Raw genomic sequence first — 13,971 nt, forward strand, 5'->3', positions numbered from 1 at the left:
CCACGACGTGACGCGCGAAGGGACACTGATCGGCGACCGGTACCGGCTGCTCGGCCGGGCGGGGCACGGCACCGTGCACGCCCGGGACGAACGGCTCGACCGGATCGTCGCCGTCAAGCCGTTGTTCGACGAGCCGCCCACGGCGCCCGCCATCCCCGCGCCGCGGGCGGCGACTTCTGCGGCAATTTGTGATGTCGTCGACGAGGACAGCACGACCTATCTGGTGCTGGAGTACCCGGGGGCGCGGACGCTGACCGAGCTGCTCGAAGAGCACGGCACGCTCGCCCCCGGGCTCGTCGCGCGGTTCGGCGCCCAGCTGGCCGCCGCGCTGGCCGCCGCGCACGACGAGGGCGTCCTGCACGGCGCTGTCGACCCGGACCACGTCGTCATCTCGACGGCGGGCCACGCGGGGATCGTGGCGGGCTCCGGTGCCCGCGCCTATCTCGCGCCCGAGGTGCTCGACGGCGGCTTCCCCGACTTCCCGTCGGACGTGTTCTCGCTCGGCGCGACCCTCTACGCCGCGCTGGAAGGACACCCTCCGTACGACGGCGGGCTCATCAACCCGCGGACGGAGGGCCCGGTCACCGACGCGATGCTGCGGCTGCTCCACCCCTACCCGACGGCCCGGCCCACGATGGCAGCCGCCGAAGAGCTGCTGAGTGTCCTGCTGAGCGGCACGGACGGCGGGGCGAAACGCGCCGGCGCGGGCGACTACCGCTGCGTGTAGAACCAACTCAACCGGCCTCCAACATCGCCGGGCGCTCCAGATGGCTTACTTGTCGACAGCGGCCCGTTTCGCCCGCGGGCGTCAGCTCGCTTGGGTCCGCCGCGGCGGCCACTCACCGACCACCGCGCGGTAGATCTCGTCGGGCTTGAGCGTGGGGTCGTACAGCTCGTTGCCGACGGGCCGCGGCGGCCGGACGGTCCCGGACTTCGGGGGCCTCGCGGCCGTCCCCCGGCGCGGTTCCGGTGACTTTGGGCCCTGGCGGCACCGGTCGTGCCTGGCCGACGCTGGAAGCCCGCCCGCCGATCGAGAGGTCCGGGATGCAAACAGTCGACGTCGGTGAGCTCTCCGTCTCCGCGTACCGGACGGTCGCGCCGGACTGGGTCATGGAACCCCTGCTCGCCGTCGCGGAGCGGCTCCGCGGCGCCCGCGTGATCCATCTGAGCGCCACACCCTACGGCGGCGGTGTGTCCGAGCTGCTGAGGTCGGCCGTGCCGCTCTACAACGATCTCGGAGTGCGGGCGACGTGGAAGATCATCAGCGGCGAGCCCGCCTTCTTCGCGGTGACGAAGAAACTTCACAACGCGCTCCAAGGCGGCACCGAGCCGATCACGGACACGGAGATCCGGCTCTACGAAGAGAACTCGCGCCGCAATGCCGAGCAGCTGTCGGCCGACCCGGACTTCGCGGACTGCGACTTTGTCTTCGTGCACGACCCACAGCCGGCCGCCGTACTCTCCTTTTCGGACCCGACAACGGCCCGGTCGGTGTGGCGCTGCCACGTCGACACGTCCCAGCCCGCTCCCGGCATCTGGGACTACCTCGGCAAGTTTGTCGAGGGCTACGACGCGACGGTGTTCACCCTGCCGGACTTCGTACCCCCGATGCTTCCGCGCGACCGCGCCGACATCATCTGCCCGGCGATCGACCCGCTCAGTCCCAAGAACATGTCGCTCGACGACCGGACCGCGCACGCCGTGCTCAACTGGATCGGCATCGAACCCGACCGCCCGCTCGTCACGCAGGTGTCCCGGTTCGACCCGTGGAAGGACCCGCTGGGGGTGATCGACGCCTTCCGCCTGGTGCGGCACGAAGTGCCTGGCCTGCAACTGGCACTGGTCGGGTCCATGGCGCTCGACGACCCGGAGGGGTGGGAGGTCTACCGCAGCATCAGCGATGCGAGCCGGAACGACCCGGACATCCACGTCTTCACCAACCTTACCGGCGTCGGCAACGTCGAGGTCAACGCGTTCCAGAAGTTCTCGTCGGTGATGATCCAGAAGTCCGTCCGCGAGGGCTTCGGGCTCGTAGTCTCCGAAGCGCTGTGGAAGGGCACACCGATCGTCGCGGGCCGGGCCGGCGGGATCCCGCTGCAGGTCGCCGACGACACGGGCGGGGTGCTGGTCGACTCCACCGAAGAGTGTGCGCGGGCACTGCTCGACCTGCTCCAGGACCCGAGCCGCGCGGCCGCGCTGGGCGCGTCCGGCCGCGAACGCGTCCGGCGGCATTTCCTGCTCCCCCGGCTCCTGCTCGACGAGCTGACGCTCCTCGACGGCCTCGCCCACGGCGATCCGCCCGGCGCGCTGATGACCCGGTCCGACCACCGCGATCCCGTCTGCGGGCTGGCCGTCCCACCCGGGAGCGGGACGCCCACCGTCGTCGAAGACGGGCGCACCTACTCCTTCTGCTCCCATCGGTGCCGTGCCGCGTTCCGGCCGGGGGAAACGTCGTGACGGCCCGCGCGTGGCACGGCGGGGAACTGCGCTGGAACGCCGAAAACGAGGACTGGACCGTGCTTGCCCCGGGTCGCCGGACGCGCCCGCACAGCGCGGCCGGGGCGGCGTGCCCGTTCTGCCCGGGCACCGAGGACACCCCGCCCGAGACCTGGCGGCTGCCCGGCGACGGACCGGGCTGGCGCGTCCACGCGGTCCCGAACCGGTACGCGCTGTCGGACCGGCACGAGATCGTGATCGAGTCGCCCCGGCACGACTGGGACTTCGCGACGGGTACCGAAGCGGAGGTCGCCGACGTGCTGACAGCCTGGCAGCACCGGCACCGCGCGCTGCGGCCCGCGGCCGCCCAGGTCGTCGTCTTCCGCAACCACGGCTTGGCGGCTGGAATCTCCTTGGCGCACCCGCATTCGCAGGTCGCCGGCCTGCCCGTGCTGTCCGCGGGAACGCGGCGCGAGCTGGAGACGGCGCGCGTCCACCACCGCGACCACGGCCGGCGGCTCGCCGACGAACAGCTCGAAGCCGCGTTGAGCGAGGGCAAGCGGGTCGTCTTCGCGGACGACCACGTGGTCGCCTACACGCCGTTCGCGCCGATCGCCGCCTACGAGGTCCGGATCCTCCCGCACCGGGCACAACCGGACTTCGCCACAGCGAGCGCCGGAGAGATCCTTGCGACAGCCCGGTGCCTGCGCGCAGTCCTCGCCGCCCTGCGCGCCGAACTGGACGACCCGGCCTACAACATCGTCGTGCGCACCGCGCCCGGCGGCTACGAGACCGCGCCGTTTCTCGCCTGGTCACTGCAGCTCGTGCCCCGCCTCGAGACCCCGGCAGGGCTGGAGCTGGCGACGGGTGTCCCGGTGACGACCGTGTCCCCCGAACACGCCGCCGCACGCCTGCGCACCCTGGTCGGGTCGGCCGAAGCGCGGTGACGCGTTCAGCGATCAATCGTGGCCGAGCTCGCGGCGCACCGCGCGGACGACCTCGGGCACCGCGGCTTGCACGGCGGAGGTGAGCCCGACCCCCAAGCCCAGGTCCGCGGCCTCGACCGCGTACACCACGAGTTCGTCCGGCACCCGGCCGAGCGCGGCGCCGAGCCGGACGGCGTCGGGAATGCCGAGCGCGTGAGAACTCGCGGAGCCACCGCCGGGGAGAAGCGAATCCACAGTGGACCTCCAGATCCGGCCTGGCGTGCTCGGTTCGCACAGCACGGCGTCGACGACGATGGCGAGTCGGGCACCGGTCCACGCCTCGAGCAGGGCCGCCGGTTCGCCGTCGCAGAGGGCGGTGACGACGCCGGGAATCGGGTGCGCGTCGAGTGCGGCCAGCACGGCGAGCCCCACGCCGTCGTCGTGGCGGTATTCGTTGCCCACGCCGATCACCACCGCCCGGCTCACCGGTGTTCCCACGTGACGTCGAGGAAGTGGGCCGAGCAGGAGATGCACGGGTCGTAGTTGCGGATGGTGCGCTCGCAGAGACTGGTCAACGCGGCGTCGTCGAGGCCGAGATTGCGGCTCACGACGTGGCGCAGGTCATCCTCGATCGCGGCCTGGTTCTGCGATGTCGGCGGCACGATGTCCGCCGCGCGGATCAGCCCGCCGGCGTCGAGTTCGTACCGGTGGTACAACGTGCCGCGCGGGGCTTCGCTGATCCCGTGCCCGATCCCGGCTCGCGGCGGCACGTCGACGGACGGCCGTGACGGCTGCTCGTACTCGTCGATCAACCGCAACGCCTCTTCGACGGCGTAGACCAGCTCGACGCCGCGGACGAGGATGCTGCGGAACGGGTTGCGGCACTCCTCGCCCAGCCCGGCCTCCGCGGCGACCTCCCGGGCCGTCACCGACAGCTGTCCCGAGTTCAGGGTGTAGCGCGCCAACGGTCCGGTCAGGTAGCGGTGCCCGTCGAGCGACGCGTGCAGCGCGGTGGAATGCGGCACCTGCGCCTCGACGACGTGCGCGGAGAATTCGCGCGGCGGGAAGGCCGAGCCCGACGTGGTGCGCAGGGTTCCGTCGGCGATGGCGTAGCGGCCGGGCTCGTACGCGGCGAGGAAGTCGTGGTCCAGTTCGAGGTCGGGGAACTCGAACCCGGCCGTCCAGCGGACGGTGTCGAGAGCGTAGTCAAGGGCCCGCCGCAGCGCCTCGGCCAGTGGCGCCAGCTCGGCGCGGGTGGGCAGTGAATAGAACCCGCCGACCCGGACGTTGACCGGGTGGATCGCCCGGCCGCCGAAGGTTTCGAGCAGCGTGTTGCCCGCCTTCTTCAGCGCCAGGCCGCGCTCGACGACCTCGCGGTGACGGGTGGCCAGGCTGATCGCGTCCGGGTGCCCGAGGAAGTCGGGTGCGTGCAGGAGATAGATGTGCAGCGCGTGACTGGAGATCCATTCGCCGCAGTACAGCAGCCTCCGCACGTCGGCGAGCCGCGGGTCGAGCGTGACGCCGCACGCCTGCTCGATCGCGTTGCACGCGCTGGTCTGGTAGGCCACCGGGCAGATGCCGCAGATCCGCGCGGTGATGTCCGGCGGTTCGGTGTGCGCGCGGCCGCGCAGGAACGCCTCGAAGAACCGGGGCGGCTCGTAGATGTTCAGTTCGACGCGCTCGACCGCGCCGCCGGTGATCCGGACGTGCAGCGCGCCTTCCCCTTCGACCCTGGCCAGTGAGCTGACCTTCAGTTGTCGGCTTCGGTGGCTCATCGTTTCTCCCGCCGGGTCTCGGAAACGGTGAAGGTGCTGAACACGCGGTCCACCGCGTCCTCGCTCATGCCACGCGAACGCAGCAGCGGGATCAGCACCGGGGTGTTCGGCCGCGCCATCGGACCGAAGCAACCAAAACACCCCCGGTGGACGCCGGGGCAGAGCGCGCCGCACCCAGCCCGGGTGACCGGGCCGAGGCACGGGGTGTCCTCGGCGACCAGCAGGCAAGTGAGCCCGCGGCGCTTGCACTCGGTGCACACGCTGGTGTCGGGCAGGTCCGGCTTACGGCCGGCGAGCAGCGCCGTGATCGTGCCGAGCAGCTGCCCGCGGTCGATCGGGCAGCCGTGCAGCTCGTGGTCCACCGAGACGTGGGCCGCGATCGGGGTCGACGTTTCCAGGGTGTCGATGTACTGCGGGTTCGCGTAGACGACCGACGCGAACTCGGTGACGTCGGCGAAATTCCGCAGCGCCTGGATGCCCCCCGAGGTGGCGCAGGCGCCGATCGTGACGAGGACCTTCGACTGTGCCCGCACTTCCTGGATGCGCCGCAAGTCCGCCTTGGTGGTGATGGATCCCTCCACCAGGGACACGTCGTACGGACCGGGCAGCACCTCGCTCGAGGCCTCGAGGAAGTGCGCGATCCGCACGTGTTTGGTGAGCGCGAGGAGTTCGTCTTCACAGTCGAGCAGGGTCAGCTGGCAGCCGTCGCAGGAGGCGAACTTCCAGACGGCGAGGGTCGGAGTGGGCATCACAGCTCCTTCACCGCGAGCAGGGGACCGGCCACCGTGTAGTCCACGACCGGTCCGTCCCGGCAGACCAGCAGCGGGCCCAGCTGGCAGTGTCCGCAGAGACCGATCCCGCATTTCATCGCCCGCTCCAGGGAAACCCGGATGTGGCGCGCGGACATGTCTTTGGCCAGGAGGATTTCCGCGCAGGCGCGCATCATCGGCTCCGGTCCGCACAGGAAAGCGCGGGTGCGCTCCGGATCGAGCGCGAGGGCGGCCAGGGGTTCGGTGACGAAGCCGACCGGCCCGGTCCAGCCAGCCGCTGGGCGGTCGATGGTCTGCAGCAGCTCGACGTCGTGGCGGCCGGCCCAGGACGCCAGCTCGTCCGGGAACAGGAACTCTTCCGGCGTCCGGGCGCCCGCCACCACGACGACCCGCCCGTAGTCGGCGCGGTGGTCCAGTACGTCGGCGAGTACCGGGCGGAGCGGGCAAAGTCCGGCGCCGCCCGCGACGATCACGACGTCGTTGCCCGCCGCGTCCTCGACGTCCCAGCTGGTGCCGAACGGCCCGCGCACCCCGACGAGGGTGCCCGGCGTGAGGTCGTGCAACGCTCGGCTCACCGCGCCGACGGCCCGGATCGTGTGCGTCGGCCCGGGGCCGCTGACCGAGATCGCCACCTCGCCCACGCCGTGGCAGTAGAGCATCATGAACTGGCCGAGCTTCGCTTCCGGCAAGGGCTTTCCGCGCGGTTCCAGCCGCAGGCTGACCGAGTCCGCGGTCTCCACCACCCGCCCGGCCACCCGGTACGGCACCGGCACCATGGGTTCGGTCACGGCGTACCTCCGGGGTATGCCGCGAGCTTCGCCGCCTCTTCGGTGATGTCGATCCCGGTCGGGCACCAGGCGATGCAGCGGCCGCAGCCGACGCAGCCGGACGAGCCGAACTGCTCGTGCCAGGTGCCGAGCTTGTGGCTGAACCACTGCCGGTAGCGGCTCGAGCCGGACGTCCGGACGCTGCCGCCGTGCACGTAGGAGAAGTCGAGCTCGAAGCAGGACGCCGAGCGCTGCCAGCGTTCGGCGTGGTCGCCGGTCAGGTCCGTGACGTCCTCGGTCGTCGTGCAGAAGCACGTCGGGCACACCATCGTGCAGTTGCCGCAGGTGAGGCAGCGGCTCGCGACCTCCTCCCACTGCGGCGACTCCCGGGCGTCGCGGATCGCCGTGGGTAGGTCGGCTTCCGGCATCGCCCGGCCCATCCGGCCCGCCGCGGCAGCGACGTCTTCGCGTGCTGACAGCACTTCGCCGGAAGCCGCGGGGCGGACCGTGAGCTTGCCCAGCAACTGGGCGCCTTTCGGGGTGCCGACATCGACGACGAACCGGTGGCCGTCGCCGTCGGCGCGTTCGGTGAGCCCGAGGTCGTACCCGGGACCGGCGGCGGGCCCGGTGCCCATCGACGTGCAGAAGCACAGCTCGCCCGGCTCGGTGCAGTTCACCGCGACCACGAACAGCTCCCGGCGGCGGCGCTGGTATGAGCCGTCGGGGTGCGCAGCGGCCCCGAGCACCCGGTCGAGGATCGCGATCGCGGCGAGGTCGCAGCCGCGGACGCCGAGAAAGGCGTAGCGGGTGTCGTCCTCCTCGGCGGGGGTGAACTCGCCGGTGCGGTTCACCTCGAAGAGTTTCCGGCGCGGCGGGTGCAGGTAGCTCTTCCAGGACTGTGGTCCGGACGAATGCCCGAACACGGCCTCGTCGTCCCGGCGCCGCAGCCGGTACCGGCCGGGTGCGGTCGTGACGCCCCACCCCGCGGGCAGCTGCTCGGCGGAGTCGAGTTCCGCGAGCACAATGGCGTTGTCACGCACAGTGGGGCCGATCACCCGGTAGCCTTCGCCGCGCAGCGCGTCGACCAGCTCGCCGAGTCCGGTCCGGTCGAGTATCTGAGTCTCCATCGAAACTCGCACCTCCAGGAGTCCACTGAACCGTTGCCCCGATGAAGGGCATAGGGCCGAAGGTCATCGACCGGGTGTGAGGACCAAAGTCCCTGCGCCGGGTACTTCGTGCCCTGGCCGCGGCAGCCTGTCCGCCAGCACGGTGGTGATCGGCGAGCAGGCAGGGAGGCGGGATGGCGGACACCGGGGGCGTCGACCGCCGCCGCATCGTGGTGCGGGGAACCGTGCAGGGCGTCGGCTTCCGGCCGTTCGTCCACCGGCTCGCCAGGGAACTCGGCATCGGCGGCGAGGTGCGCAACGCGGGCGGGCACGTCGTGATCGACGCAGAGGGCGACCGGCTCGACGACTTCCTCGCGCGACTGGTCCTGCGCGCGCCTTCGCAAGCGAAGGTCACCGGTGTCGACGTCGCGGTGCTCTCCGACGACGTCGTGCTCGGGCCGGGATTCCGGGTCGGCGCCAGCATCGCCGGCCGCGCCGGTGACGTGCCACCGGACCTGGCCACCTGCGCGGAATGCGTGCGGGAGCTGTTCGACCCGGCCGACCGGCGCCACCGCTACCCGTTTCTCAACTGCACGAACTGCGGGCCGCGCGCGAGCATCGTCGAACGGCTGCCCTACGACCGGCCGACCACGGCCATGCGGTCGTTCCCACTCTGCCTGGACTGCGAAGCCGAGTACCGGGATCCGGCGAACCGGCGCTTCCACGCCGAGCCGATCGCCTGCCCGGCGTGCGGCCCCCGGCTCACCTGGTCCCCGTCGGCGCACGGCGAAGAAGCGCTCGCTGCGGCGTGCGCGGTCATCGCCGAGGGCGGGATCGTCGCGGTGAAAGGCCTCGGCGGCTACCAGCTGGTCTGCGACGCGGCGAACGAAGCCGTCGTCCGGCGGCTCCGGCGGGAGAAGCCGCGGCCGAGCAAGCCACTGGCCGTGCTGGCCGGCGGGCTCGACGGCGCCCGGCGGCTGGCGCACGTCGACCAGACCGCGGCGGCCGTGCTGACGTCGGCCGCGGCCCCGATCGTCCTGCTCCCCCGCCGTCCCGATGCGCCGCTCGCCGAGTCGATCGCGCCCGGGCTCACCGACATCGGCGTCTTCCTCGCCACGACCCCGCTGCACCACCTCCTGCTCGCCGAACTCGCGCGGCCCCTGGTCGTCACCAGCGGCAACCGGGCGGGCGGGCCGATCGTCATCGACGACGCGGACGCGCAGGCCACGCTCGGCCCGATCGTCGACGGCATCCTCGGCCACGATCGGCCGATCTGGTCCCGCTACGACGACTCGGTCGTCCGCGTGAGCCACGGCCGGACGACCATGGTGCGGCGCGCTCGCGGCTACGCCCCCGGTCCCCTGCCGCTGCCGCATCCGGCGCCGGAACCGGTGCTGGCGCTGGGCGCCCAGCTCAAGCACACCTGCGCGCTCGCCCACGACGACGCCGCCCACCTCGGACCGCACACCGGCGACCTCTCCGACGCGCGGACGCTCGCAGCCTTCGAGCGGACCGCCGACGATCTCCGACGCCTGTACGAAGCGGATCCGGCGTGGTGCGTGCACGACCTGCACCCCGGGTACCTGTCCACGCGGTACAGCCGGCGCTGGCCGGCCGAACGCCGGATCGCCGTCCAGCACCACCACGCGCACGTCGCCGCGACCGCCGCCGAACACGGGGTGTCCGGTCCGTTCGTGGGAATCGCGCTCGACGGGCTCGGTCTCGGTGCCGACGGCACGCTCTGGGGCGGCGAGGTCCTGCTCGCGGATTATCGGGACTTCCGGCGGTTCGGCCGGTTCGGCACCGCGCCGCTGCCCGGCGGCGAAGCCGCGGTCCGCCGCCCGGCCCGGATGGCCCTGGGCTACCTCTACGGCGCCGAATCCTTCGGCGCCGCACTGCCCGGGGAACTCGCCGGCGACCTGCTGTCCAGAATGGACGAACGCGAGGTCGCGCTCGTGCGGACGATGATCGACCGGAACGTCAACTGCCCGGTCGCGTCGAGCGCCGGGCGGCTGTTCGACGCCGTGAGCGCGCTGCTCGGCCTCTGCGACGACAACGGCTACGAAGGCGAGGCGGCGGCGCGGCTGGAGGCGGCGGCGACCGGCCACGAACCGGGCACGGCGCTGGACTGGGAGCTGCGGCACCGGGACGGCCTGTGGGTCTACGACCCGGTGCCGACCCTGCGTGCCGTGTTGACCTCCACGTCTTCGCCCGGCGAGACGGCCGCCCGGTTCCACCGGACCGTCGCCGAGGTCGTCGTCGCGCTCGCCGCGAAGGCCGCCGCCGCGCTGGGCACCGACGTCGTGTGCCTCGGGGGCGGCGTGTTCCAGAACGCGCTGCTCACCGCGGGCGTGTTCGACGGCCTGGCCGAAGCGGGCCTGCGGCCCCTGGCCGGCGAACGCGTGCCGATGAACGACGGTGGCATCAGCTACGGCCAGGTGCCCGGCAGCAGCGGGGACCTGCTCGGCGTCAAGGCGCGCGGTGGCGACGTCCGCGTCGTCTACACCCCGCTCGACGCGGTCCGGATCGCGCGCGAGAACCCGGACCGGCAGGTCGTGTTCCTCGCGGTCGGGTTCGAGACGACCGCGCCCGCCAACGCGATGGCCGTGCTGCACGCCGCCGAAACCGGAGTGCGGAACTTCTCGGTGCTGGTCAGCCACGTCCTCGTGCCCCCGGCGATGACCGCGATCCTCGACGCGCCCGACAACCAGGTCCAGGCGTTCCTCGCCGCCGGGCACGTCTGCGCGGTGATGGGCTGGACCGAGTACGAGCCCATCGCCGCGCGCTACCGAGTGCCGATCGTGGTCACCGGGTTCGAGCCACTCGACCTCCTGGAAGGCATCGTGCTGGCCGTACGCCAGCTCGAAACCGGCCGGGCGACGGTGGAGAACCAGTACGCGCGAGCGGTGCGCCGGTCCGGCAACACCGCCGCGCAGGACGTCGTGCGCCGGGTCTTCCGGGTGACTGAACGGACTTGGCGCGGGATCGGCCCGATCCCGGCCAGCGGTCTGGCGCTCACGGCGGAGTTCGCCGGGTTCGACGCCGAATCGCGGTTCGCCACCGACGGCGTGCGAACCGCCGAACACCCCGACTGCATCGCCGGGCGGATCCTGCGCGGCACGGCGGTCCCCACGGACTGCGCCGCCTACGGCACCCGCTGCACGCCCCGCACCCCGCTGGGCGCGCCGATGGTGTCGGCCGAAGGCACCTGCGCCGCGTTCCACCACGCCGGCCGCCGGCAGTCCACAGTGGAGGCAGCACGATGACGACGATCGATCCGGCCCGTACGACCTGCCCGGTCCCCGCCACCGAGACCGAACGCGTCCTGCTCGGCCACGGCTCCGGCGGGCAACTGATGGCCGAACTGCTGAGTGAGGTGGTCACCGCGCAGCTGGGCGAGCCCGGCCCGCTGGAAGACGCCGCAGTGATCGGCGTCGGCGACACCGACCTCGTGTTCAGCACAGACGGGTTCGTCGTCACCCCGCGCTTCTTCCCCGGCGGCGACATCGGCTCGCTCGCCGTGTACGGCACGGTCAACGACCTCGCGATGCGCGGTGCCCGCCCGGTCGCCCTCGCGTTGGCTTACGTCCTGGAAGAAGGACTGCCGCTCGCCGAGCTGCGCGAGATCACCGCGTCGGTCGCCCGGGCCGCCCGCGAGTGCGGGGTCCGGGTCGTCACGGGAGACACGAAGGTGGTCGGCCGCGGCGCCGCCGACGGCTGCTACCTCACCACCGCCGGCATCGGCGTGCGGCTGCGCGGCGCCTTCCCGTCCGCCACTCGCGGGGAGCCCGGCGACATCGTGCTGCTGTCCGGCCCGATCGGCGCGCACGGCACCGCGATCATGAGCGCCCGCGAAGGGCTGGGCTTCGAATCGGAGATCCGGTCCGACAGCCGGCCGTTGCACGGGCTCGTCGCCGCGATGATCACCGCGGGTGGACCGGACGTGCACGCCCTCCGGGACCCCACCCGGGGAGGGCTGGCCAGCGCGCTCAACGAACTCGCCGAGGCCTCCGGCGTCACGGTGGAGATCGACGAAGCCGGGCTGCCGGTGCCGCCCCAGGTCGCCTCGGCCTGCGAACTGCTCGGCCTCGACCCCCTGCACGTGGCCAACGAAGGCTGCCTCGTCGCCTTCGTCGCGGCCTCCTCCGCCGACGCGGTGCTGACGGCCATGCGGAACCACCCGGCCGGCCGCCAAGCCCAGGCCATCGGCGTCGTCGGGGAAGCCGGGGGCCTGGCCAAAGTCACCGCCCGCACTCTCGTCGGGGCCACGCGGGTCGTCGACATGCTGATCGGCGAGCAGCTCCCCCGGATCTGCTGAACCGCCTTCGGCGCGGCGAGGGAAGCTTGCTCTCATTCATCGGTCGCCGGCTCGGCCACGATGCGGAAGACCGGGATGTCCGGAGAGATCCGGGCGAAGTCCTCGACGGGGGCGCGCCGGTCGACCGGGATGTGGGCCCGCGCTCCGGGTGCGCAGGCGAGATAGCGCCGAAGGACCGGCGGGCGCAGTTCGGTCGCCACCTCTTCGAGCCGAACGGCTTCGCGGCGGCCGTGCCGGAGTACCACGTGGCCGTCGACCGCACGAACGTTGCGCACCCATTGGGTCTGTGCGCCGAGCATCGCGACGAGGTAGCGGTCCCCGTCGTGGTCGGCGACGACGAGCGGAACCCGGACGAGCCGGCCGGTGCGCCTGCCGGGCACCTCCAGCGTCACGACCCGGTGCGGGAGCACCCCGGCCGCGTAGGTGAGCGCGGCACCGCGGTTCATCGCCCTGGCCAAGCCACGGGGACGTCCGCCGCGGTAAAGCCACCGGTTCACCCGGCCGCCCGTCGGCGCGGTCTTGTCCGGATGACCGTCGACGAGCGATTCGGCGTCCTGGCGGATGGTGCGCAGGGCTGCTTGCATGACGGTGCGCGCGAATGGCCGCACCAGCCACCAGTACCGCGCGAACCGGCGCGCCGACCCGGGATCGGTGGTGGCCGTGCGCGCCTCGTAGGTGACCAAAGTCCGGGACGGGCCGTAGCGGCGCAGCGAGAGCCCCGCCGCGATCCGGCCCCAGCCCGGCTCGGTGAATCCGGCGAAATCGTCCGGTGTCATGCCCTGCACGTCGTACCACTCGATGTCGGGCTGCCAGAACCGCCCGACGGCGCCCAGGACGACCTCGCGCCCCGGGGTCTCGCCCAGCGGCAGCCATCCCGGCAGCGCGACACTCCCGCCGAACAGCTTCAGCTCCGCAGGCTGATCCGCGGGTCCGGCTCGGTTGAGCCGCCGGGCCAGCACGGCGGGGACGCTCCGCACGAGCATGGCCGCGTCCGTCAACGGCGAGTGGACCCGCATCAGGTCCAGTTCGCGCAGCGCCTGCCAGGTCTCGGCGATGCCTGCGTTGGCAACGACGTGCACCATCAGCGTCACGTCGAACCGGGGCAGAAACCGGTCGATCAGCAGGTCTTCGCCGGCGAGCGGAGGCTCCCGGCGGTCATCGGCGACGAGCACGGGATCGGTCATGGCCGAACCTTTCTTCGTAGGGAAGCGGGACCAGCGGTGGAGCCACTCTCAATGCCGCCGCACGCCGGCCCGGGCCAGCATCACCAGCTGGACCAGCAGCCCGATCACGGTCCCGGCAATGCCGACGACCAGCAGGATCCGGACCGTCAGCGGCCAGTCGAAGGAGGAGCCGGCGAAGTCGAACGGGAAGACCTGCCAGATCCGGACGGTGGCCACCAGACCGGCGCAGGCCGTCACCACCCCGCCGAGCGCCGTGAGCCACTCGGGGTCGTAAAAGGCGTAGACGATGCTGGTGACCAGACCCGCCACCAGACACAGGTCGACCACGCCCACGACCAGGCGTGTTTCCGCGGTCAGGAACGGCACCGCCGCCCAACCAGGCCAGCCGTTGACGGCGGCCAGCAACGCGGCGTTGATCAGGGCGCTGGCGACGTAACCGGTACGGCGTGCCCGCACGGACGGGCGGCGCGTCTTCTCGCTGGTGGTCATCGTGGCCTCCGTTCGCACCACGATCATCGGCCCGCGACACCACCGGGGGGCAGAGTCTTGGGACCACGGGCGCAGAGGCGAAAGGCCACTTCGCACCAACCGTATGCCGCGGACAGGGACCTCTGCCCCATCCACCGGGTTACAAGGTCCCTACCTCCACGGGGTACCGGAGCGGAGAGTCGGCGGGGGACAGCCGGCTG

Annotated in this window: 12 protein-coding genes; 5 read left to right on the forward strand and 7 right to left on the reverse strand. The window is 72.2% G+C overall.

Annotated elements, in window-relative coordinates; translation table 11 throughout:
• Positions 1–7: 7 nt before the first annotated feature.
• The 3 genes from AB0M82_RS16200 (at position 8) to AB0M82_RS16210 (ending at position 3,383) form a co-directional block, all read left to right on the forward strand.
• Positions 8–727 (forward strand): serine/threonine protein kinase, encoded by a 720-nt coding sequence (locus tag AB0M82_RS16200; protein ID WP_364722134.1) that lies wholly within the window; start codon positions 8–10, stop codon positions 725–727.
• A gap of 317 nt (positions 728–1,044) precedes the next feature.
• On the forward strand, positions 1,045–2,457 hold the full coding sequence (locus AB0M82_RS16205; RefSeq protein WP_364722136.1) for a glycosyltransferase: 1,413 nt from the start codon (positions 1,045–1,047) through the stop codon (positions 2,455–2,457).
• On the forward strand, positions 2,454–3,383 hold the full coding sequence (locus AB0M82_RS16210; protein WP_364722138.1) for a galactose-1-phosphate uridylyltransferase: 930 nt from the start codon (positions 2,454–2,456) through the stop codon (positions 3,381–3,383). The genes AB0M82_RS16205 and AB0M82_RS16210 overlap by 4 nt, the downstream gene beginning before the upstream one ends.
• 12 nt (positions 3,384–3,395) lie before the next feature.
• Here the strand turns inward: AB0M82_RS16210 and AB0M82_RS16215 are convergent, their stop codons facing one another.
• The 5 genes from AB0M82_RS16215 to AB0M82_RS16235 are packed head-to-tail and all read right to left on the reverse strand — an operon-like array spanning position 3,396 to position 7,801.
• Positions 3,396–3,848, reverse strand: coding sequence for a hydrogenase maturation protease (locus tag AB0M82_RS16215; protein ID WP_364722140.1), 453 nt, complete (start codon positions 3,846–3,848; stop codon positions 3,396–3,398).
• On the reverse strand, positions 3,845–5,137 hold the full coding sequence (locus tag AB0M82_RS16220; RefSeq protein WP_364722142.1) for a Ni/Fe hydrogenase subunit alpha: 1,293 nt from the start codon (positions 5,135–5,137) through the stop codon (positions 3,845–3,847). Before AB0M82_RS16220 ends, AB0M82_RS16215 begins: the two co-directional genes overlap by 4 nt.
• Entirely contained in the window at positions 5,134–5,886 is a 753-nt protein-coding gene (locus AB0M82_RS16225) for an oxidoreductase (protein WP_364722144.1), read from the reverse strand. Before AB0M82_RS16225 ends, AB0M82_RS16220 begins: the two co-directional genes overlap by 4 nt.
• Complete coding sequence (locus AB0M82_RS16230) at positions 5,886–6,695, reverse strand: FAD/NAD(P)-binding protein (RefSeq protein ID WP_364722146.1); 810 nt, start codon at positions 6,693–6,695, stop codon at positions 5,886–5,888. The genes AB0M82_RS16225 and AB0M82_RS16230 overlap by 1 nt, the downstream gene beginning before the upstream one ends.
• Positions 6,692–7,801 (reverse strand): 4Fe-4S dicluster domain-containing protein, encoded by a 1,110-nt coding sequence (locus AB0M82_RS16235; protein WP_364722147.1) that lies wholly within the window; start codon positions 7,799–7,801, stop codon positions 6,692–6,694. The genes AB0M82_RS16230 and AB0M82_RS16235 overlap by 4 nt, the downstream gene beginning before the upstream one ends.
• Before the next feature lie 173 nt (positions 7,802–7,974).
• On the opposite strand from AB0M82_RS16235, the gene hypF reads away from it, so the two are divergent.
• Both hypF and hypE read left to right on the forward strand, forming a co-directional pair.
• Complete coding sequence (gene hypF, locus AB0M82_RS16240) at positions 7,975–11,046, forward strand: carbamoyltransferase HypF (RefSeq protein WP_364722149.1); 3,072 nt, start codon at positions 7,975–7,977, stop codon at positions 11,044–11,046.
• Positions 11,043–12,098, forward strand: coding sequence for a hydrogenase expression/formation protein HypE (gene hypE, locus AB0M82_RS16245; protein WP_364722151.1), 1,056 nt, complete (start codon positions 11,043–11,045; stop codon positions 12,096–12,098). Before hypF ends, hypE begins: the two co-directional genes overlap by 4 nt.
• A 32-nt stretch (positions 12,099–12,130) precedes the next feature.
• Here hypE and AB0M82_RS16250 read toward each other — a convergent pair whose 3' ends face one another.
• Both AB0M82_RS16250 and AB0M82_RS16255 read right to left on the reverse strand, forming a co-directional pair.
• The gene (locus AB0M82_RS16250; protein WP_364722153.1) at positions 12,131–13,282 is read right to left on the reverse strand and encodes a nitroreductase/quinone reductase family protein; all 1,152 of its coding nucleotides are present in this window, start codon (positions 13,280–13,282) and stop codon (positions 12,131–12,133) included.
• Positions 13,283–13,330: 48 nt separating this feature from the next.
• On the reverse strand, positions 13,331–13,771 hold the full coding sequence (locus AB0M82_RS16255; RefSeq protein WP_364722155.1) for a hypothetical protein: 441 nt from the start codon (positions 13,769–13,771) through the stop codon (positions 13,331–13,333).
• Between the last annotated feature and the right edge of the window lie 200 nt (positions 13,772–13,971).

Origin of the sequence: Amycolatopsis sp. NPDC051128 (genome assembly GCF_040682715.1) — a bacterium.
In the GTDB taxonomy this organism is placed as follows: domain Bacteria; phylum Actinomycetota; class Actinomycetes; order Mycobacteriales; family Pseudonocardiaceae; genus Amycolatopsis.

Bases quoted from the DNA above. Each gene is read 5' to 3' on its own strand.
- hypF (WP_364722149.1), top strand. From the start codon at position 7,975: ATGGCGGACACCGGGGGCGTCGACCGCCGCCGCATCGTGGTGCGGGGA.
- AB0M82_RS16250 (WP_364722153.1), bottom strand. From the start codon at position 13,282: ATGACCGATCCCGTGCTCGTCGCCGATGACCGCCGGGAGCCTCCGCTC.
- AB0M82_RS16255 (WP_364722155.1), bottom strand. From the start codon at position 13,771: ATGACCACCAGCGAGAAGACGCGCCGCCCGTCCGTGCGGGCACGCCGT.
- AB0M82_RS16225 (WP_364722144.1), bottom strand. From the start codon at position 5,886: ATGCCCACTCCGACCCTCGCCGTCTGGAAGTTCGCCTCCTGCGACGGC.
- hypE (WP_364722151.1), top strand. From the start codon at position 11,043: ATGACGACGATCGATCCGGCCCGTACGACCTGCCCGGTCCCCGCCACC.
- AB0M82_RS16220 (WP_364722142.1), bottom strand. From the start codon at position 5,137: ATGAGCCACCGAAGCCGACAACTGAAGGTCAGCTCACTGGCCAGGGTC.
- AB0M82_RS16235 (WP_364722147.1), bottom strand. From the start codon at position 7,801: ATGGAGACTCAGATACTCGACCGGACCGGACTCGGCGAGCTGGTCGAC.
- AB0M82_RS16205 (WP_364722136.1), top strand. From the start codon at position 1,045: ATGCAAACAGTCGACGTCGGTGAGCTCTCCGTCTCCGCGTACCGGACG.